At 48.0% G+C, this 18,373-nt stretch carries 16 protein-coding genes and 8 tRNA genes; 23 read left to right on the plus strand and 1 reads right to left on the minus strand.

What is annotated here, in order from left to right:
* Positions 1 to 35: 35 nt before the first annotated feature.
* Positions 36 to 926 carry a cysteine synthase CysM gene (cysM, locus tag OOK74_RS02105; protein ID WP_278183033.1) on the minus strand — a complete coding sequence of 297 codons (891 nt, stop codon included), beginning with the start codon at positions 924 to 926 and terminating at the stop codon, positions 36 to 38.
* A gap of 205 nt (positions 927 to 1,131) precedes the next feature.
* Between cysM and cysP the strand changes: the two genes are divergently transcribed.
* The 23 genes from cysP to OOK74_RS02220 all read left to right on the plus strand — a co-directional run bounded on the left by cysP (position 1,132) and on the right by OOK74_RS02220 (position 18,371).
* Entirely contained in the window at positions 1,132 to 2,133 is a 1,002-nt protein-coding gene (cysP, locus tag OOK74_RS02110; protein ID WP_274722374.1) for a thiosulfate ABC transporter substrate-binding protein CysP, read from the plus strand.
* Positions 2,134 to 2,203: 70 nt separating this feature from the next.
* On the plus strand, positions 2,204 to 3,052 hold the full coding sequence (gene cysT, locus OOK74_RS02115; RefSeq protein ID WP_278183034.1) for a sulfate/thiosulfate ABC transporter permease CysT: 849 nt from the start codon (positions 2,204 to 2,206) through the stop codon (positions 3,050 to 3,052).
* 11 nt (positions 3,053 to 3,063) lie between these two features.
* Complete coding sequence (cysW, locus tag OOK74_RS02120; protein WP_274722376.1) at positions 3,064 to 3,927, plus strand: sulfate ABC transporter permease subunit CysW; 864 nt, start codon at positions 3,064 to 3,066, stop codon at positions 3,925 to 3,927.
* The gene (locus OOK74_RS02125) at positions 3,924 to 5,054 is read left to right on the plus strand and encodes a sulfate/molybdate ABC transporter ATP-binding protein (RefSeq protein ID WP_278183035.1); all 1,131 of its coding nucleotides are present in this window, start codon (positions 3,924 to 3,926) and stop codon (positions 5,052 to 5,054) included. Before cysW ends, OOK74_RS02125 begins: the two co-directional genes overlap by 4 nt.
* Before the next feature lie 114 nt (positions 5,055 to 5,168).
* Positions 5,169 to 5,675, plus strand: a complete 507-nt coding sequence (locus OOK74_RS02130) for a CinA family protein (protein ID WP_274722378.1) — start codon at positions 5,169 to 5,171, stop codon at positions 5,673 to 5,675.
* A gap of 130 nt (positions 5,676 to 5,805) precedes the next feature.
* On the plus strand, positions 5,806 to 6,867 hold the full coding sequence (gene recA / locus OOK74_RS02135) for a recombinase RecA (RefSeq protein WP_278183036.1): 1,062 nt from the start codon (positions 5,806 to 5,808) through the stop codon (positions 6,865 to 6,867).
* Positions 6,868 to 6,980: 113 nt separating this feature from the next.
* A complete protein-coding gene (recX, locus tag OOK74_RS02140; protein WP_274722380.1) occupies positions 6,981 to 7,439 on the plus strand; it encodes a recombination regulator RecX in 459 nt (152 codons plus the stop codon).
* Between the two features lie 212 nt (positions 7,440 to 7,651).
* On the plus strand, positions 7,652 to 10,234 hold the full coding sequence (gene alaS, locus OOK74_RS02145; protein WP_278183037.1) for an alanine--tRNA ligase: 2,583 nt from the start codon (positions 7,652 to 7,654) through the stop codon (positions 10,232 to 10,234).
* A 204-nt stretch (positions 10,235 to 10,438) separates the two neighbouring features.
* Positions 10,439 to 11,626 (plus strand): aspartate kinase, encoded by a 1,188-nt coding sequence (locus OOK74_RS02150; RefSeq protein WP_274722382.1) that lies wholly within the window; start codon positions 10,439 to 10,441, stop codon positions 11,624 to 11,626.
* A gap of 91 nt (positions 11,627 to 11,717) precedes the next feature.
* Entirely contained in the window at positions 11,718 to 11,915 is a 198-nt protein-coding gene (csrA, locus tag OOK74_RS02155; protein WP_000906485.1) for a carbon storage regulator CsrA, read from the plus strand.
* Between the two features lie 181 nt (positions 11,916 to 12,096).
* Positions 12,097 to 12,189, plus strand: a tRNA-Ser gene (locus OOK74_RS02160).
* A gap of 32 nt (positions 12,190 to 12,221) precedes the next feature.
* Positions 12,222 to 12,298, plus strand: a tRNA-Arg gene (locus OOK74_RS02165).
* A gap of 22 nt (positions 12,299 to 12,320) precedes the next feature.
* Positions 12,321 to 12,413: transfer RNA gene (locus OOK74_RS02170), tRNA-Ser, on the plus strand.
* Between the two features lie 65 nt (positions 12,414 to 12,478).
* A tRNA-Arg gene (locus tag OOK74_RS02175) sits at positions 12,479 to 12,555 on the plus strand.
* An 86-nt stretch (positions 12,556 to 12,641) separates the two neighbouring features.
* Positions 12,642 to 12,718, plus strand: a tRNA-Arg gene (locus OOK74_RS02180).
* An 82-nt stretch (positions 12,719 to 12,800) separates the two neighbouring features.
* Positions 12,801 to 12,877 (plus strand) — tRNA-Arg (locus OOK74_RS02185).
* 86 nt (positions 12,878 to 12,963) lie between these two features.
* Positions 12,964 to 13,040: transfer RNA gene (locus OOK74_RS02190), tRNA-Arg, on the plus strand.
* Positions 13,041 to 13,122: 82 nt separating this feature from the next.
* Positions 13,123 to 13,199: transfer RNA gene (locus OOK74_RS02195), tRNA-Arg, on the plus strand.
* 443 nt (positions 13,200 to 13,642) lie between these two features.
* Positions 13,643 to 13,897: an oxaloacetate decarboxylase subunit gamma gene (locus OOK74_RS02200; protein WP_278183038.1), complete on the plus strand. Its 255-nt coding sequence runs from the start codon at positions 13,643 to 13,645 to the stop codon at positions 13,895 to 13,897.
* Between the two features lie 26 nt (positions 13,898 to 13,923).
* Positions 13,924 to 15,705 carry a sodium-extruding oxaloacetate decarboxylase subunit alpha gene (gene oadA / locus OOK74_RS02205; protein WP_278183039.1) on the plus strand — a complete coding sequence of 594 codons (1,782 nt, stop codon included), beginning with the start codon at positions 13,924 to 13,926 and terminating at the stop codon, positions 15,703 to 15,705.
* A 9-nt stretch (positions 15,706 to 15,714) separates the two neighbouring features.
* Positions 15,715 to 16,845, plus strand: a complete 1,131-nt coding sequence (locus OOK74_RS02210; RefSeq protein WP_278183040.1) for a sodium ion-translocating decarboxylase subunit beta — start codon at positions 15,715 to 15,717, stop codon at positions 16,843 to 16,845.
* A 120-nt stretch (positions 16,846 to 16,965) separates the two neighbouring features.
* Positions 16,966 to 17,916, plus strand: coding sequence for an NADP-dependent oxidoreductase (locus OOK74_RS02215; RefSeq protein WP_278183041.1), 951 nt, complete (start codon positions 16,966 to 16,968; stop codon positions 17,914 to 17,916).
* The gene (locus OOK74_RS02220; protein ID WP_278183042.1) at positions 17,910 to 18,371 is read left to right on the plus strand and encodes a YqaA family protein; all 462 of its coding nucleotides are present in this window, start codon (positions 17,910 to 17,912) and stop codon (positions 18,369 to 18,371) included. Before OOK74_RS02215 ends, OOK74_RS02220 begins: the two co-directional genes overlap by 7 nt.
* The last annotated feature ends 2 nt before the right edge of the window (positions 18,372 to 18,373 follow it).

The following is an 18,373-nucleotide window of genomic DNA, read 5'->3' on the forward strand; positions in this document are numbered from 1 at the left end:
TTAAGCTGTGGTGAGCTTGATGCCAAGGCAACCTATTATCCAGTGAAGAGTCCTGATGAGAGGTAACGATCACCGCGATCGCAGACGATAGCCACGACCACCGAGCCCGGATGTTGCTCGGCGATTTGCAACGCGGCATACACCGCACCACCAGAGCTTACGCCTGCACAAATCCCCTCTTCTCTGGCGAGCGCTCGCGCAGTTTGTTCGGCATCGTGTTGAGTAATATCAAGAATGCTATCGACCCGTGCCGCTTCAAAAATACGTGGCAAATAGGCGGCTGGCCAACGGCGAATGCCGGCAATCGCACTGCCTTCTGCCGGTTGTAAGCCGATGATCTGGATCTGAGGGTTTTGCTGTTTCAGATAGCGTGACACGCCCATAATGGTACCCGTGGTACCCATGCTCGAGACAAAATGGGTGATTTTGCCTTGGCTTTGCTGCCAAATTTCTGGGCCAGTTGAGCGAAAGTGAGCATCAGGATTATCGAAATTATTGAATTGATCGAGCACTTTACCGCGGCCGGCATGTTGCATTTGCTGTGCTAAATCGCGCGCCCCTTCCATTCCCTGCTCTTTACTGACCAAAATCAACTGCGCGCCGTAGGCTTGCATCGCATCTTTGCGCTCTTGGGTGGCGTTATCCGGCATGATCAAAATAATCGAATAACCTTTAATGGCGGCAGCCATGGCTAAGGCAATGCCAGTATTGCCGCTGGTGGCTTCAATAATAGTGTCACCAGGCTGTAAATGCCCACGCGCTTCTGCTTGTACTATCATATTTAAAGCTGGCCGGTCTTTGACTGAACCGGCGGGATTATTGCCTTCTAATTTGACCAGCACGGTTGAACTGCCGGTGGTTAAACGTTGTAAACGTACCAGCGGAGTGTGGCCTACATAATCTTCAATAGTGGGAAATTCAGACACCGGGTGATCCTTCTTTGGCTATCTCGTACTTGTCGCAGTATAAGAATTGATGTCGAGCAGGCATACAATTTATTGCTAGGAATTATTCCAAAACGTTCTATTAACACTCTTTTTTATAAATGGAATTCCTCCTAATCTAGGCTGCATAAGGAAGCCATTTAGGCATCATGATTTTCGAGTCGATCACATTTTGGAGGCGATCACTATGAAGCGAATCAAATTGAGCATCAGCGCAGTATTATTGGCGAACTCGCTGCAAGCTTTGGCGGCAGAGCAAACCCTACTCAATTCCTCTTACGATATTTCGCGTGAATTGTTTGCTGCGTATAACCCAGTGTTTGCCGAGCATTGGCAGCAAACTACCGGTAACACGGTCGAAATCAAGCAGTCTCACGCCGGCTCATCGGCGCAAGCGCGCTCTATTTTGCAAGGGCTAGCGGCGGATGTAGTGACGTTTAACCAAGTGACCGATGTACAAGTTTTACATGATAAGGGGCAGTTGTTGCCTGATAACTGGCAAAGTTTACTGCCGAATGGCAGCTCACCTTACTACTCGACGACCGCTTTTTTAGTGCGCAAAGGCAATCCTAAGAATATTCACGATTGGGATGATTTGGTGCGTGATGAGGTAAAAAGTGTGTTTCCGAATCCGAAAACTTCAGGTAACGCGCGTTATACCTATCTAGCTGCGCTCGGCTATGCGCAAAAAGCATTTGGTAAAGAGAACCAAATCCAGCAAGACCAGTTTTTAAAAAAATTTCTGGCCAATGTTGCGGTGTTTGATACCGGTGGCCGTGGTGCCACTACCTCTTTTGTTGAGCGTGGGATTGGTGATGTGCTGATCACCTTTGAATCGGAAGTGAATAATATCCGTCAGCAATATGGTGCGGATGATTACCAAGTGGTGGTGCCGAAAACCTCGATTTTGGCAGAGTTTCCCGTCGCTGTGGTGGAAAAAGTGGCCAAGCGTAATGGCACTTATCAGGTGGCGACCGAATACGTTACCTATCTGTACAGTGAGCCTGCACAGCGTTTATTGGCACAGTTCAACTACCGAGTGCACGATGCCAAGGTACAAGCTGAATTTGCGCAACGTTTTCCTGCGGTTGAACTACTGAGCGTTGAGCAGATCATCGGCAGTTGGGATCACGCGATGCAAAGCCAATTTGCTAATGGCGCTAAATTGGATCAATTACAACGTCGTTAATCAATATTGCGAGTGGTTGCTCAATCAATGGGCAGCCATTATCGCTGCTTGATGGATATAAAGAGGTTTTATGGGGCATACGCTTGTACATCGTCCGCGTCAGCAACGAGTTTTACCCGGTTTTGCACTAAGTTTGGGTGTCTCTCTGTTGTTTGTCAGCTTGATCCTGCTGCTGCCCGCCACTGGGCTTATCATGCAAACTAGTAATATGAGCTTGAGTGAGTATTGGCAAGTGATTGCGGACCCTCGTGTGGTGGCCAGTTATAAAGTGACGGTGATCTGCGCCTTGCTCGCTTCACTGTTTAACGGTGGGTTTGGTTTACTACTCGCTTGGGTGTTGGTGCGCTATCAATTCCCCGGTAAACGAATTTTAGATGCTCTGGTCGACTTGCCTTTTGCTCTGCCGACCGCAGTGGCAGGGATCACGCTAGCCACCTTGTATTCCACTAATGGTTGGTTAGGTAGTTGGCTGGATCCGCTAGGAATCAAGGTGGCCTATACCCCGCTTGGCATTATAGTTGCGATGGTCTTTACCAGCATTCCCTTTGTGGTGCGCACCTTACAGCCGGTGCTGGAAGAAATTTCCCACGAAGAAGAAGAGGCGGGCATGACCTTAGGCGCGTCCGATTGGGCCGTTTTCGGCAAAGTGATTTTTCCCGCGTTAAAACCGGCCTTGTTGGTTGGCATCGCGTTGTCATTTACTCGTAGCCTTGGTGAATTCGGAGCGGTGATTTTTATTGCTGGCAACATGCCTTATGTCAGTGAAATCACCTCACTGATGATTTTTGTGCGCTTACAGGAGTTTGATTTTCCTGCTGCGAGCGCGATTGCATCGGTGGTATTACTGACCTCGCTGTTACTACTACTGATGATTAATCTTTGGCAAGGCGCTTATCTGCGCCGTATTCATGGACGATAAGGAAGCAGGCAATGGCAGACTATCAGCCTTTACGTGTCGGTGATAAGCCGTGGGTCAAATGGAGTTTGATTACTCTGGTGCTGTTATTGGTGACCTTATTGTTGCTGATCCCACTACTGAGCATTTTCCAACAAGCGTTGGCAAATGGGGTGGAGGCTTATTTCGGTTATTTTAATGATCCCGATACCCGTCATGCGATGGGCTTAACACTGCTGGTAGCGCTACTCACGGTGCCGATCAATTTGGTGTTTGGGGTGTTGCTCTCTTGGTTGGTGACCCGTTTTGAATTTGTTGGCCGTAAATTTTTCATCACTTTGATTGATATCCCGTTTGCCGTTTCTCCGGTGGTGGCTGGGTTACTCTACCTGTTGCTTTATGGCAGTAGCGGCTGGTTAGGCGCATGGCTATATGAGCATGATTGGCAAATTATGTTTGCTTGGCCGGGGATTGTCTTGGTCACCGTTTTTGTCACTTGCCCATTTGTGGCACGTGAATTAATTCCTTTGATGCAGCAGCAAGGACGTAGCGATGAAGAGGCCGCAGTCATTTTAGGCGCATCATGGTGGCAACTGTTTCGCCGCGTCACCTTGCCTAATATCAAATGGGCGCTGATTTATGGGGTGATCCTAACTAACGCGCGCGCGGTAGGCGAGTTTGGTGCCGTGGCGGTGGTTTCTGGCAATATTCGCGGTGAAACCAACACCTTACCTTTGCATGTGCAACTGCTGTATGAGGATTATCAATCACAAGCGGCATTTGCCAGCGCTTCGCTATTGGCGTTTATCGCCCTATTAACCCTATTACTGAAAGCTTTGGTCGAGTGGCGTCAAGAACGGCTGCAGATGGCCGAGCAACATCAGCAAGGAGCCCTATGAGCATTCGTCTTGATAATATTGCTAAACATTTTGGTCAGTTTCAGGCGCTAGCCCCACTTTCACTGCAGATTGAAGAGGGCGAGATGATTGGCTTATTAGGGCCATCTGGCTCAGGCAAAACCACGTTACTGCGCATTATCGCGGGTTTGGAAGGAGCTGACAGCGGCACGATCCATTTTCGAGATCGTGATGTGACCAATCTGCACGTTCGCGATCGCCGAGTCGGTTTTGTGTTTCAAAACTACGCGCTATTTAGGCATATGACGGTGGCGGATAACGTGGCGTTTGGTTTGCAAGTCATGGATCGTGCGGTGCGGCCTAATTCGAGTGAAATTCAACGACGGGTCAAACAACTGTTGGAAATCGTGCAACTTGGCCATTTGGCACAGCGTTATCCCGAGCAGTTGTCTGGTGGCCAAAAGCAGCGCATTGCACTGGCTAGAGCCTTAGCAACTAAGCCAGAAGTACTGTTGCTGGATGAGCCGTTTGGCGCATTGGATGCGAAAGTGCGTAAAGATCTGCGCCGCTGGCTGCGTAGCCTACACGATGAGTTAGGCTTTACCAGTGTATTTGTGACTCACGATCAGGATGAGGCTTTGGAGCTTTCCGATCGCGTGGTGGTGATGAGTCATGGACGGATTGAGCAGATAGACTCACCGATTGCGCTGTATGCGCAACCCAATAGCCGTTTTGTGTTTGATTTTTTAGGTAATGTTAATCAGTTTACCGCTGAGTGGCAGCATGGCCGCTGGGTTAACGGAGCCGCCTTTATTCAGCCGCCCGCCAGTGAAGCGACATGTCAAAATGGCTTACTGTATGTGCGTAGCCATGAGTTGGTTCTTGCGGATAAACCCAATAGCCAAGCTTTGTTACCGTTTGAGGTGGTCTCAATTAATCCGGTTGGAGCAGAAGTGCGAGTTGAATTGGCACCCATCGGTTGGCACAGCGCTGAATTATGGGAAGCCAAACTGTCACATCGTGAATTAACCGAAAAAGGTTTGCATCGCGGTCAGCCAGTGTTTGCGACTCCGCAGATTGGCTACTTTTTTGCTAGTGAAGGGCAAGCTAGCCCGAGCGTGTTGCGCTGGCCGTTTTTGGCGGCGGGTAGCTTGATGTTTGAAATTTGATCGACCAAGCCAGAGTGCCCAAGGGCGCTCTTTTTGTCATCGGCGATTGCAATTCATCGGCAAGTCGGTAGGTTAGCCTTGGTTTTTACATCGGCAATAACAGATGAGGGTATCATGCAGACACTTTATGCCAGCAGCCAGCAATTGGGGCGGTTACTGGAGCAGCGCCAGCACATTTTAGCGACCGCAGAGTCCTGCACGGGGGGAGGCGTTGCTTACTTAATCACGGAGGTGGCGGGCAGTTCCGCATGGTTTGATCGCAGTTTTGTCACTTACAGTAATCAGGCCAAGCAAGAAATGCTCGGCGTGCAGCCCGCGACGTTAGCTTTGCATGGCGCGGTCTCTGAGCCGACAGTGCAAGAGATGGTGCTCGGTGCACTGCAACATTCACATGCCACCTTAGCGGTAGCAATCAGTGGGATTGCTGGGCCTGGTGGTGGTAGTCCAGAAAAGCCAGTGGGTACGGTTTGCTTTGGCTTTGCGGACCAGTTTGGTTGGCTTAAGCTAGAAACTTGCCATTTTGTTGGTGATCGCCAGCAAGTACGTCAACAAGCGATCGAGCATGTGTTTGACCAACTGATGGTTCATCTGCAGCTCGAGGATTGCGAAAACGTTAACTAAGGCAAACTTTTTTCATACAGATCTAGACACTGTACAAATCAACAGTATAATGAGCCGCAACATAACCAATCAGTGTCGAGCCGATTTCGACGCAATACCCACTCACCTGAGTGACTATCCGGAGAGAGTAATGGACGAGAATAAACAAAAGGCACTTGCGGCTGCCCTTGGTCAAATTGAAAAACAATTTGGTAAAGGTTCCATCATGCGTTTAGGTGATAACCGCACGATGGATGTAGAAACCATATCGACCGGCTCATTGTCTCTGGATATCGCCTTAGGTGCGGGTGGTTTGCCGATGGGACGTATTGTTGAGATTTTCGGCCCAGAATCTTCCGGTAAAACCACTCTAACTTTGGAACTGATTGCCGCGGCGCAACGCGAAAGCAAAACCTGTGCTTTTATCGATGCTGAGCACGCTTTGGATCCGGTATATGCCAAAAAGCTGGGCGTGAATATTGATGAGTTACTGGTTTCTCAGCCAGATACTGGCGAACAAGCGCTAGAGATTTGTGATGCTTTAGCTCGCTCTGGTGCGGTGGATGTGATTGTGGTCGACTCTGTCGCAGCCTTGACACCAAAAGCGGAAATTGAAGGTGAGATGGGCGACAGCCACATGGGTCTGCAAGCGCGCATGCTGTCACAAGCGATGCGCAAGCTAACCGGTAACCTCAAGCAGTCCAACTGTATGTGTATCTTTATCAACCAGATTCGGATGAAGATTGGGGTAATGTTTGGCAACCCAGAAACCACCACCGGTGGTAACGCATTGAAATTTTACGCTTCGGTTCGTTTAGATATTCGTCGTACTGGTGCCATCAAAGAAGGTGATGAAGTCGTCGGTAACGAAACTCGGATCAAAGTGGTGAAGAATAAGATTGCTGCACCTTTTAAAGAAGCCCATACGCAAATCATGTATGGCCAAGGTTTTAACCGCGAAGGTGAATTAATTGATCTTGGCGTTAAGCATAAAATGGTTGAAAAATCAGGTGCTTGGTATAGTTGTAATGGCGATAAAATTGGCCAAGGGAAAGCGAACGCTTGTAAATATCTGAAAGAGAATCCAGTGATCGCTAGTGCGCTAGACAAAAAGCTGCGTGATATGTTGCTAAACCCAGAAAATATGCAATTGACCGAGGAAACCTCTGCGGCCGTTGATGAGGCAGAATTTGGTGCTGCCGAAGAGTTTTAAACTCGCGGCTAAGTGGCTGTCATTTTAGCGCTTAAGTTTTACTGAAATAAGCCCTGCATCGCAGGGCTTATTTTTTGCGGCCCAAGTGGCAACCTGCACTACTGGAGACAATAATGAGTTCGGCGTTATCCGCTTGTCGGCACAATGCATTACAGCTACTGAGTCGCCGCGATCATGGTCAATATGAATTGCAGCAAAAATTAGCTCTGAAAGGGCATCCAACCGATGTGATTGAGCAGGTGATTAACGATTGTTTAGCGTTGGGCTATCTGGATGATGCGCGTTATGCGGCAAGCCAAGTACGGCAAACCATGAGTAAAGGTTATGGTGAGCGCCACGTGCGTCAACAGCTCAAACAAAAGCGGATTGAGTCAGCGATGATTGATCAAGCTTTAGCCGAGCAGCAAGTCGATTGGTTTGCGCAGGCCAAATGGGTTGCCCACAAAAAATTCCCACTTGGGGGGAGTGTCGAACGCCAACAATATGCGAAACAAGTTCGTTATCTGCAATATCGAGGTTTTGACTTTGAGCAGATCCGCTACGCACTGCAATCTAATGAGGGAGATGAATAGTTGTTACTGGGTAGTGGTGCGGATTTAGCACCAAGCCAATCATTCACTTGTGACTTGCTGCTTTATTTCAATTTTCATTTCAATCTTCGATTTAGGGACCACTCTTGTTAAATTCAACTCAATAGGTTGTTAACCACAAGAAACTAGGCGAACGGTTATCCTTGCTTTACAATAGCGCAAAATTCTAACTTGAGTATTTCAGGAAGAGCTGCATGTTTATGAGCACGGATGAGGTGCGCCGCGCGTTCCTCGCATTCTTTGAAAGCAAAGGACACCAAATTGTAGAAAGTTCTTCATTGGTGCCAGCTAACGATCCGACCCTGCTGTTTACCAACGCAGGTATGAACCAATTTAAAGACTGTTTCTTGGGCTTGGAAAAGCGCGCCTACACTCGCGCGACAACCGCCCAACGTTGTGTCCGCGCTGGCGGTAAACACAATGATTTAGAAAACGTCGGTTTCACCGCACGTCACCATACCTTCTTCGAAATGCTAGGCAATTTCAGCTTTGGTGACTATTTCAAAGAAGATGCTATCCAATATGCCTGGGAGTTTCTGACCGAAGTTCTACAACTGCCCAAAGATCGTTTGTTGGTCACCGTATACCAAACCGATGACGAAGCGTTTGATATTTGGCATCAAAAAATGGGTATTCCGGCTGAGCGTATTATTCGTATCGGCGATAAACCTGGTGGTAAGAAATTTGATTCAGATAACTTCTGGCAGATGGGCGATACAGGCCCTTGTGGTCCATGTACTGAGATTTTTTATGATCATGGTGATCACATCTGGGGTGGGCCTCCTGGTTCGCCTGAAGAAGATGGCGACCGCTTCATCGAAATCTGGAATAACGTGTTCATGCAATTTAACCGTCATGCTGATGGCACGATGGAACCCCTGCCTAAACCATCGGTTGATACCGGCATGGGTATTGAGCGTATTTCTGCGATTATGCAGGGCGTGCACTCTAACTACGAAATTGATGTATTCCAAACCCTGATCAAAGCCGCTGCGGATGCGATCGGCTACCAAGATTTGACCAACCAATCTCTGCGTGTTGTGGCGGACCACATCCGTTCTTGCGCATTTTTGATTGTGGATGGGGTGATGCCGTCTAATGAAGGTCGTGGTTATGTACTACGCCGCATTATCCGTCGTGCAGTACGTCATGGTAACAAGCTTGGTGCACAAGGCGCTTTCTTCCACACTTTAGTCGGGCCTTTGGCGCAAGTGATGGGCAGTGCTGGCGTTGAACTGAAAAAACAACAAGCCTTAGTGGAAAAAGTCCTGCGTATTGAAGAAGAGAACTTTGGTCGTACGTTGGATCGCGGCATGAGCATTCTTAATAGCGCTTTAGATCAACTCTCTGGCCAAGTGCTGGATGGTGAGACCGTGTTTAAATTGTACGACACTTACGGTTTCCCAGCGGATTTAACCAATGATGTGGCGCGTGAGCGTGGCTTTAGCATTGATGAAGCTGGTTTTGAGCAAGCGATGGAAGAGCAGCGTCAACGCGCTCGTGAAGCCGGTCAGTTTGGTACCGACTATAATTCGCTGATCAAATCGGCAACCTCGACTGAATTTTGTGGCTACACCGCGAGTTGTGGTCAAAGTGTGGTGCAGGAAATCTTTGTGCAAGGTGCACAAGTTGCTGCGTTGTCGGCAGGTGATAGTGCGATCATCGTATTGGATAACACGCCGTTTTATGCAGAGTCGGGTGGGCAATGTGGTGATACGGGTGTACTGAAAACCGACGCGGGTATTTTCCATGTACAAGATACGCATAAGCTAGGAAATGCGATTGCGCACCACGGCGTGCTAGCCGAAGGTGTTCTGGCGCAAGGCGATCACGTTGCTGCGATGGTTGATGAACAGCGCCGTATCGCGATTTCGCTGAACCACTCGGCAACCCACTTATTGCATGCAGCGCTACGTAACGTGCTGGGTGAACATGTGGCGCAGAAAGGTTCTCTGGTGCGTGCGGAAACACTGCGCTTTGACTTTTCACATCTTGAAGCGATGAGTGCGGCAGAGATCAAACAAGTTGAACGTCTGGTTAACCAGCAGATCCGCCGTAACCATAATATCGCAACCCAGATCATGAATATTGAGGAAGCGAAAGCCAAAGGGGCGATGGCACTGTTTGGTGAGAAATATGATGACCAAGTGCGTGTACTGTCGATGGGTGATTTCTCCACTGAACTGTGTGGTGGTATCCATGCCAGCAATACCGGTAATATTGGCCTGTTTAAAATCATCTCAGAAGGTGGGATTGCAGCGGGTATCCGTCGGATTGAAGCGGTGACGGGTGAAGGTGCATTAGATTACCTCGAAGCGCAGCAAACACAGCATGATGCCAAAGTGTCTGAAATGGCGGCAAAAGCTAAATTGCTTGAGAAAGATATCCAGCATTTGAAAGATAAGCTGGCAGTGCAAGAGAGCGCAGGCCTGATTAATCAAGTCAAACAAATCGCTGGGATTAATGTGTTGATTGCACAGCTTAATGGTGCGGATAACAAAGCACTGCGTGGTATGGTTGATGATCTTAAAAACCGACTGGGTAGCGGGATTATCATGCTTGGCAACGTGGCCGAAGATAAAGTGGGCCTGATTGCCGGTGTGACCAATGATTTGACCCATAAAGTCAAAGCTGGGGAACTGGTCAACATGGTGGCACTACAAATTGGTGGTAAGGGCGGTGGCCGCCCTGACATGGCTCAAGCTGGAGGAACCGATGCGCAGGCTCTACCTACGGCCTTAGAGTCGGTAGACGCTTGGATTACTGAGCGTCTATAACCACGACAAATAAATGACGCTCAATCAATATGTTATTGATTGGGCGTTATTTTATTAAGTCAACCAAGTGATCTGATTGGTGTAAGTGAGATGTGGCCAATGAGGCGCTTGGTTTTATTTTAGTAACGATCAAATGAGATCTGATAATCGAATCCGATCAAATTTGATCCCAATAAGACTTTGGTCTTGGGAAGGTGAATACTGGTGAAAAAGCCCCTTATCGTGCAAAAGTTCGGTGGAACTTCGGTGGGTTCAATAGAAACAATGCAAACCGTAGCCGAACACATCATTAAGGCGAAAAATGATGGCAATCAAGTTGTCGTAGTGGTTTCTGCTATGGCAGGGGATACCAATCGACTGGTGGGTTTAGCTCAGCAAGTAGATAGTGTACCAAACGCTAGAGAACTTGATGTTTTGCTCTCTGCTGGTGAGCAGGTGTCAATGGCCTTAGTGGCCATGACACTGCACAAAATGGGCTATGCAGCCCGCTCACTAACCGGAGCTCAAGCGAATATTGTGACGGATAATCAACACAATAACGCAACGATTAAGCAGATTGATACTCGAAAGATAACAGAGCTGCTAGAACAAGATTTTATTGTAATAGTCGCTGGTTTTCAGGGTGTTAATGAAAATGGGGATATCACCACGCTCGGCCGCGGTGGTTCAGATACCAGTGCGGTGACCTTGGCGGGTGCGCTTAATGCTGATGAGTGCCAAATCTTCACTGATGTTGATGGTGTATACACTTGTGATCCACGAGTGGTACCCACGGCGCGAAAATTGGATGTGATTGATTTTCCATCCATGGAAGAAATGGCACGTAAAGGCGCGAAAGTACTACATCTGCCCTGTGTCCAGTATGCTTGGAAAAATGCGGTACCACTACGTGTACTTTCTACCTTTGAAGATAATCAAGGCAGCTTGATTAAGGGTGATACCAGTACACATGCTATCTGTGGTATCGCAATTCAAAGAGACATGGTTTTAGTTGCGCTCAGTAATGAATCTTTGGCAGGGATTATTAAGCAGTGTCAAATGCTGGGGATTGAAGTTTGCACTATCATTGAAGAAGGTGATGACAGTGCGTTAGTGATTAAGCAAGATGCTTATGCCAAGTTGCGATTAGTGTGCGCTGAGAAAATCCGCAATTCAGAGCCAGTGAGTCTAATCACTAAGGTTGGCCTACAGGCTCGTGGGTTAGTGGAACATGCTCGGGCAACCTTAGCCGAACATGGTATTGCTGTGCGTTATGTCTCGGCTGAGCAACAATCATCTATGCTAATGTTGGATCCTGCGAATGTGGATCGTGCGGCAAATATTCTGCACGAGACTTATGTCGTATCAGCGATCTCTCAAGAGTTTGGGGTAGAACAAACTTTTTTAGGTTAAACCGCTACCCTTGAGAGTTTACGATGTGACAACTTTTGATGGATAATAGTTTGGTTGCAAGAAAATACAGAGATTACTCAAGGAGCTAAGAATGCTTATTTTGACTCGCCGTGTTGGCGAAACCCTGATGATCGGTGATGAAGTGACCGTGACGGTATTGGGTGTAAAAGGTAACCAAGTCCGTATCGGTGTTAATGCACCGAAAGAAGTGTCTGTGCACCGTGAAGAAATCTACATGCGCATTCAAGCAGAAAAAGGTAATGGTGGCGTTGCTTCAGGCAACTACTAATTATCACAGCAAGGTCGGCTTATCACGCCGACCTTTTTGTTTATCCGCGTGTTTTTACGGATAAAGTGTAAATTCTCAGCGCTTTGGTTAATTTACCAACGGTTGAGTGGTTTAACCCATTTTTTGCCAAGAAAGTGTTTGACATATTTTTGGTAAATCGTAATATGTGCCTCCGCAAGACGGTGAGGTGGCCGAGAGGCTGAAGGCGCTCCCCTGCTAAGGGAGTATACGGTTTATAGCCGTATCGAGGGTTCGAATCCCTCCTTCACCGCCATTCTTGCACTGCTTATTTCGATAAGCCACAGCGCGTCCGTAGCTCAGCTGGATAGAGTACCTGGCTACGAACCAGGCGGTCAGAGGTTCGAATCCTCTCGGACGCGCCATATTCTTCTGGAATATGTAAGTGGTGAGGTGGCCGAGAGGCTGAAGGCGCTCCCCTGCTAAGGGAGTATACGGTTTATAGCCGTATCGAGGGTTCGAATCCCTCCCTCACCGCCATTTGTTGGCCGATGGTCAATTTTTTTGTTCCAGAGAAAATATTTGTGATATAGTTCACAGCTTGCGCGCTCGTAGCTCAGCTGGATAGAGTACCTGGCTACGAACCAGGCGGTCAGAGGTTCGAATCCTCTCGAGCGCGCCATTATTTAACACTTCTGATAATTTGGGAGTGGATTGTGAAACCTGCGATTGCGCAAGCAATCATGGCTTAAACAATCAAAAGCCTGCGCGTCCGTAGCTCAGCTGGATAGAGTACCTGGCTACGAACCAGGCGGTCAGAGGTTCGAATCCTCTCGGACGCGCCATTATTTTCTGTTTAAGAGCTAGTCTTATTCAGAACTAAGGGTAATTCCCTGCTAGTGAAATAGCGAATCATTACTCAATTGCGCGCTCGTAGCTCAGCTGGATAGAGTACCTGGCTACGAACCAGGCGGTCAGAGGTTCGAATCCTCTCGAGCGCGCCATTATTTAACACTTCTGATGATTTGGGAGTGGATTGTGAAACCTGCGATTGCGCAAGCAATCATGGCTTAAACAATCAAAAGCCTGCGCGTCCGTAGCTCAGCTGGATAGAGTACCTGGCTACGAACCAGGCGGTCAGAGGTTCGAATCCTCTCGGACGCGCCATTATTTTCCGTTTAAGAGCTAGTCTTATTCAGAACTAAGGGTAATTCCCTGCTAGTGAAATAGCGAATCATTACTCAATTGCGCGCTCGTAGCTCAGCTGGATAGAGTACCTGGCTACGAACCAGGCGGTCAGAGGTTCGAATCCTCTCGAGCGCGCCATATTATAAGCCCTGCATGAAAATGCAGGGCTTTTTACATCTTTCAAACCTACATCTTTCAAACTGACATCTTTCAAACTGACATCTTGCAAAGACAGTGTCGTACTTTAAGCAACAACCTCCTGTTTTGTAGAAGATATTTTTCTCTCTATTAACTTCATCGCATTATTTGCCCATTTTTCACGTTAGCTTGATTGAAATGAAGGAAAATCGATCTCTTCGTTATTGTTTAAGCCCGTTATCCGGGTTGCAGTGCAGTGAATAGAAAATGCAGGCTACTGATTTGCTACGATTGCGATGATTTTTTGCTCTAATTTGTGGTCTAGGCAAAAGAGTGCGGGTAAGCAAATTGACAATAATGGTGCAGTCGAGATAATTCGTCCCTTCTGCTCGGCGATCACGCTGGTGAGTAGAATAATGTCAGGATGACAAAAAGGAAGCAACATGACACATATTGGAAGTTTACTGATTGATGCCGCTACGTTAATGGCAACGGGAATGGTGGTGGTATTTCTGTTTCTTACCATCCTCGTATATTTAGTCCAACTGATGTCTCGATTGATACCTCAAGAGGTCATTGAGTCAGTTGTAACCTCCAACCACCGTCAAACCGTTCAACCGATAACCGATGGCGTGAGCCCACAAGTCGTGGCGGCTATTTCTGCTGCGGTGCATCAGCACCGTGCTGCGCAACAGTAAATCAGGATTAAAAGGAGTTAATCAACATGGCTAAACCACTTGCTATCACCGATGTGGTCCTGCGTGACGCACATCAATCACTTTTTGCTACGCGAATGCGTATTGACGATATGCTGCCAATCGCGGCTGAATTGGATAAGATTGGCTACTGGTCTTTGGAAACCTGGGGCGGAGCAACCTTTGATGCTTGCATTCGTTTTTTAGGCGAAGATCCTTGGCAGCGTTTGCGCGCTTTAAAAAAAGCCATGCCCAATACGCCAATGCAGATGTTGCTGCGTGGGCAAAATCTGCTTGGCTATCGGCATTATGCCGATGATGTGGTCACTAAATTTGTTGAGCGTGCGCATGCCAATGGTATGGATGTCTTTCGTATTTTTGATGCGATGAATGATGTACGCAACTTTGAACAGGCAGTAAAAGCCACTATTGAAGTTGGCGCGCATGCTCAAGGCACTTTGTCTTACACCACCAGTCCAGTGCACAATACCGAAACGTGGGTTGATTTGGCCAAACGTTTAGAAGATCTCGGCTGTCATTCTTTATGCATCAAAGATATGTCTGGCTTACTCAAGCCCTATGAAGCTGAAGAGCTGATCTCGCGGATCAAACAATCTTGTGCGGTGCCATTAGCATTGCATTGTCATGCCACTACTGGTTTATCTACTGCAACGGCGATCAAAGCTGTTGAGGCGGGGATTGATATTCTCGATACCTCGATTTCATCGATGAGCCAAACCTATGGCCATACTGCGACGGAAACTGTGGTGGCTATGTTACAAGGCACGGATCGTGATACTCAGTTGAAATTGGAACAATTGCAGCCGATTGCGACTTATTTTCGAACCGTGCGTAAAAAATACGCCAAATTTGAAGGCCAGCTAAAAGGGGTCGATTCGCGGATCCTGATCGCTCAAGTGCCAGGTGGTATGCTGACTAATATGGAGGGGCAGTTAAAAGAGCAAGGTGCTGCTCATCGGTTAGATGAGGTGCTTGATGAGATCCCTCGTGTACGTCAAGATCTTGGCTTTATTCCTTTAGTCACCCCTACCTCACAAATTGTCGGCACCCAAGCAGTGATCAATGTGTTGGCGGGTGAGCGCTACAAAAGTATTACCAAAGAGACGGCCGGTGTTTTGAAAGGTGAATATGGTGCCACCCCTGCTAGCGTTAATGCTGAGCTGCAAGCACGTGTATTAGAGGGGCAAGCGGCGATCACCTGTCGACCGGCGGATAGATTACCGGCTGAGTTGGATCAATTAACCAAGCAGTTAGTTAAAAAAGCACAAGAAGAAAGCATCACCTTAGCCGATTCTCAGGTTGAGGATGTATTGATCTATGCGCTATTCCCGCAAGTTGGCCTTAAGTTTTTAAAAAATCGCCATAATCCAGCAGCGTTTGAACCCGCTCCAGATAAAAAACCAGCCCCTGCTGTTGCGGCATCTAACACCGCCACTCAGGTCGAGGCCTATAGTGTCAAAGTCGATGGTGTGGTATATGAGGTGGAAGTTGGCCCACAAGGTCAGCTCACTTCAATTGCCGCCGCTGCGCAAACTCAAACGGCGCCGCAACCTATCAGTACCAACGCCGCTCAAACGCGAGAAACCATCACCGCTCCCTTAGCGGGCACGATTTTTAAAATCCAAGTTGAATCTGGAGCTGAAGTTGCACAAGGTGATGTGTTGATTGTGTTAGAAGCGATGAAAATGGAAACGGAAATTCGTGCGCTGCGTGACGGCGTGGTACAGCAGCTGCTGGTCAAATCTGGCGATAGCGTACAAGTCGGTACACCGTTAGTGAGTTTGGTGTAAGGGCGGATCATGGAGAGATTTATCACCTTATGGCAGCAAACTGGGCTTGCCAACTTTGCGTTTGGGCAAATCATTATGATTATGGTTGGCTGTGGTTTGCTGTTCTTAGCGATTCGCAAGGGTTTTGAGCCACTATTACTGCTACCGATTGGTTTTGGTGCGGTGTTAGCCAATATCCCTAATGCTGGGTTTACCGAACCTGGTGGTTTGCTGTATTACGTTTACTATATCGGTATTGAGTCAGGCATATTTCCGTTGCTGATTTTTATGGGCGTCGGTGCGATGACTGACTTTGGCGCTTTGATTGCCAATCCTAAAACCTTATGGTTAGGCGCAGCGGCACAGTTTGGTATTTTTGCTACCTTATTTGGTGCGATTTTGCTTAATTTTGTGCCGGGTATTGAATTTAGCTTGGCCGATGCCGCCTCGATTGCGATTATCGGTGGTGCGGATGGCCCAACCGCGATCTTTTTGTCTAGTCAGCTAGCGCCAGATTTGCTCGGCGCGATTGCGGTGGCAGCTTATAGCTATATGGCATTAGTGCCGCTGATCCAGCCGCCGATCATGAAAGCATTAACCACTCCTGAAGAGCGCAATATCACCATGGCTCAATTGCGCCATGTCGGAAAAACCGAGAAGATCGTATTCCCACTCTTGGTATTACTGATGGCGATCCTCTTTTTGCCGACCGCGACCCCTTTAATCGGCATGTTCTGTTTAGGCAATTTAATGCGCGAAGCTGGGGTGGTGGATCGCTTGTCAAAAACGGCGCAAAATGAGTTGATCAATATTGTCACCATCTTTCTTGGTCTGGGGGTTGGCTCAAAACTGCAAGCGGATAACTTTTTGAATGTGCAAACCTTAGGCATTCTGGTATTAGGTGCGATCGCATTTAGTATTGGCACCGCAACTGGGGTGATCATGGCTAAAATTCTCAATAAATGCTCCAAAGAGGCGATCAATCCACTGATTGGTGCTGCTGGGGTTTCCGCTGTTCCTATGGCTGCACGAGTGGTGAATAAGGTTGGCTTAGCTGCGAATCCACAAAACTTTTTGTTGATGCATGCGATGGGGCCGAATGTGGCAGGTGTGTTAGGCTCTGCGGTTGCTGCAGGTATTTTGTTAGCTTTGGCAGGTTAACTTAGCATCAACTCTGCTAGGTTAAGTCTTGCGCTGCAGTATTAAGGTATTAAAAAATAGGTATATATTCAAAAGGATGCTTCGGCATCCTTTTTTATGGATCGGCTCGGGAGAGTGGAAATGGAAAATAAACAAATTGTCATCCCCCAATTTGGCGGTTCAGAGGTATTGGCGATGCATACCACTGCAATACCTACCCCAAAAAGTGGTGAAGTGTTAGTCAAAGTCGCTTTCGCCAGTATCAATCCTATCGATGTGAAAACACGTGCGGGTTTAGGCTGGGCTGCTGCACAGAATAAAGACCGACTCCCTTGGACGCCAGGATATGATATTGCAGGGCGAGTGATCGCGCTCGGTGATGGGGTTCGCCGTTTTAACTTGCGTGATAACGTGGCGGGTTTTATTGGCTTTCCACTGCGTGGAGGGGGTTATAGTCAGTATGTTTGTGTTGCGGAATCTGAACTCAGTCTCGTGCCAGATAGCGTGACTTTAGAAGCCGCTGCCGCGTTACCGTTAGCCGGACAAACCGCAGCGCAGGCACTGAGCAAAGCTCAGTTACAAGAAGGTGAGCGAGTTTTGATTTTAGCGGGAGCCGGTGGCGTTGGGCATATTGCGGTACAGATCGCGCTGGCGGCGAAAGCGCAGGTTTTTACCACCTGTAGTGAAGCCAATTTAGATTTTCTGGCCACGCTCGGCGCTCATGCCATCAACTATCAATTTGCGCCGGTGTCGCAGCGCCTACAAGATGTTGACGTGTTGATCGATTTAGTCGGCGGTGATGTCGCGTTAGATGCGCTTAAATGTTTAAACGACCATGCTCGCGTGGTCACAGTGCCAACGTTAAGTGCTGAGCTGATTTGCGAAAAAGCTAAACTGCTCGGTTTCCAAGCCAGCGGTATGTTGGTGGATCCTAATCCTGAACAGCTCGATACCATGTTGTATATGATGAGTGTCGGTTTACTGCATTTGGAAATTCAGCACATTTACCCGTTAGCGGAAGCCAGTTTGGCTCATGCCCAGATTGAAACTGGCCATACCCGAGGCAAGTTACTGCTCGATATGAAATGTTAGTGTGGCTGCAAGATGTCAGCGCACCACTGACCACGCAGCTTGCTGAATCACCACTGGGTCTACTGTTTTGGAGTGGTTTTCTTAGTGCCACTTTATTACCGGGTGGATCAGAAGCGGCGCTGTTGGCCAGCTTAGCGCTGGCTGAGCATCCGGTTTGGTTGATTGTGTTGATTGCGACTGCAGGTAATACCTTAGGCGGCATGACTAACTATGGGTTAGGTTTATGGTTGCCCCATCGAACTGATTCTCAAAAACAAGGTCATAAAGCCAAGTTATGGCTACAACGTTATGGATATTGGGCGTTATTAGCAAGTTGGTTACCGATCATTGGTGATCCACTCTGTTTAGCCGCCGGTTGGTTGCGTTTCAGGGCCATCCCTGTATGTTTGATGATTTTGATCGGTAAAGGGCTGCGCTATTCACTGCTGGCAGCCTTATATTACGGCGTATGGTAAGG

Source organism: Vibrio misgurnus (assembly GCF_029635775.1).
GTDB classification, from domain to species: Bacteria; Pseudomonadota; Gammaproteobacteria; order Enterobacterales; family Vibrionaceae; genus Vibrio; species Vibrio chanodichtyis.

Excerpts from the sequence above, each read along its gene's own strand:
- cysP (WP_274722374.1), top strand. The coding sequence starts at position 1,132 with ATGAAGCGAATCAAATTGAGCATCAGCGCAGTATTATTGGCGAACTCG.
- cysT (WP_278183034.1), top strand. The coding sequence starts at position 2,204 with ATGGGGCATACGCTTGTACATCGTCCGCGTCAGCAACGAGTTTTACCC.
- cysW (WP_274722376.1), top strand. The coding sequence starts at position 3,064 with ATGGCAGACTATCAGCCTTTACGTGTCGGTGATAAGCCGTGGGTCAAA.
- OOK74_RS02125 (WP_278183035.1), top strand. The coding sequence starts at position 3,924 with ATGAGCATTCGTCTTGATAATATTGCTAAACATTTTGGTCAGTTTCAG.
- OOK74_RS02130 (WP_274722378.1), top strand. The coding sequence starts at position 5,169 with ATGCAGACACTTTATGCCAGCAGCCAGCAATTGGGGCGGTTACTGGAG.
- recA (WP_278183036.1), top strand. The coding sequence starts at position 5,806 with ATGGACGAGAATAAACAAAAGGCACTTGCGGCTGCCCTTGGTCAAATT.
- recX (WP_274722380.1), top strand. The coding sequence starts at position 6,981 with ATGAGTTCGGCGTTATCCGCTTGTCGGCACAATGCATTACAGCTACTG.
- alaS (WP_278183037.1), top strand. The coding sequence starts at position 7,652 with ATGTTTATGAGCACGGATGAGGTGCGCCGCGCGTTCCTCGCATTCTTT.
- csrA (WP_000906485.1), top strand. The coding sequence starts at position 11,718 with ATGCTTATTTTGACTCGCCGTGTTGGCGAAACCCTGATGATCGGTGAT.
- OOK74_RS02200 (WP_278183038.1), top strand. The coding sequence starts at position 13,643 with ATGACACATATTGGAAGTTTACTGATTGATGCCGCTACGTTAATGGCA.
- oadA (WP_278183039.1), top strand. The coding sequence starts at position 13,924 with ATGGCTAAACCACTTGCTATCACCGATGTGGTCCTGCGTGACGCACAT.
- OOK74_RS02210 (WP_278183040.1), top strand. The coding sequence starts at position 15,715 with ATGGAGAGATTTATCACCTTATGGCAGCAAACTGGGCTTGCCAACTTT.
- OOK74_RS02215 (WP_278183041.1), top strand. The coding sequence starts at position 16,966 with ATGGAAAATAAACAAATTGTCATCCCCCAATTTGGCGGTTCAGAGGTA.
- OOK74_RS02220 (WP_278183042.1), top strand. The coding sequence starts at position 17,910 with ATGTTAGTGTGGCTGCAAGATGTCAGCGCACCACTGACCACGCAGCTT.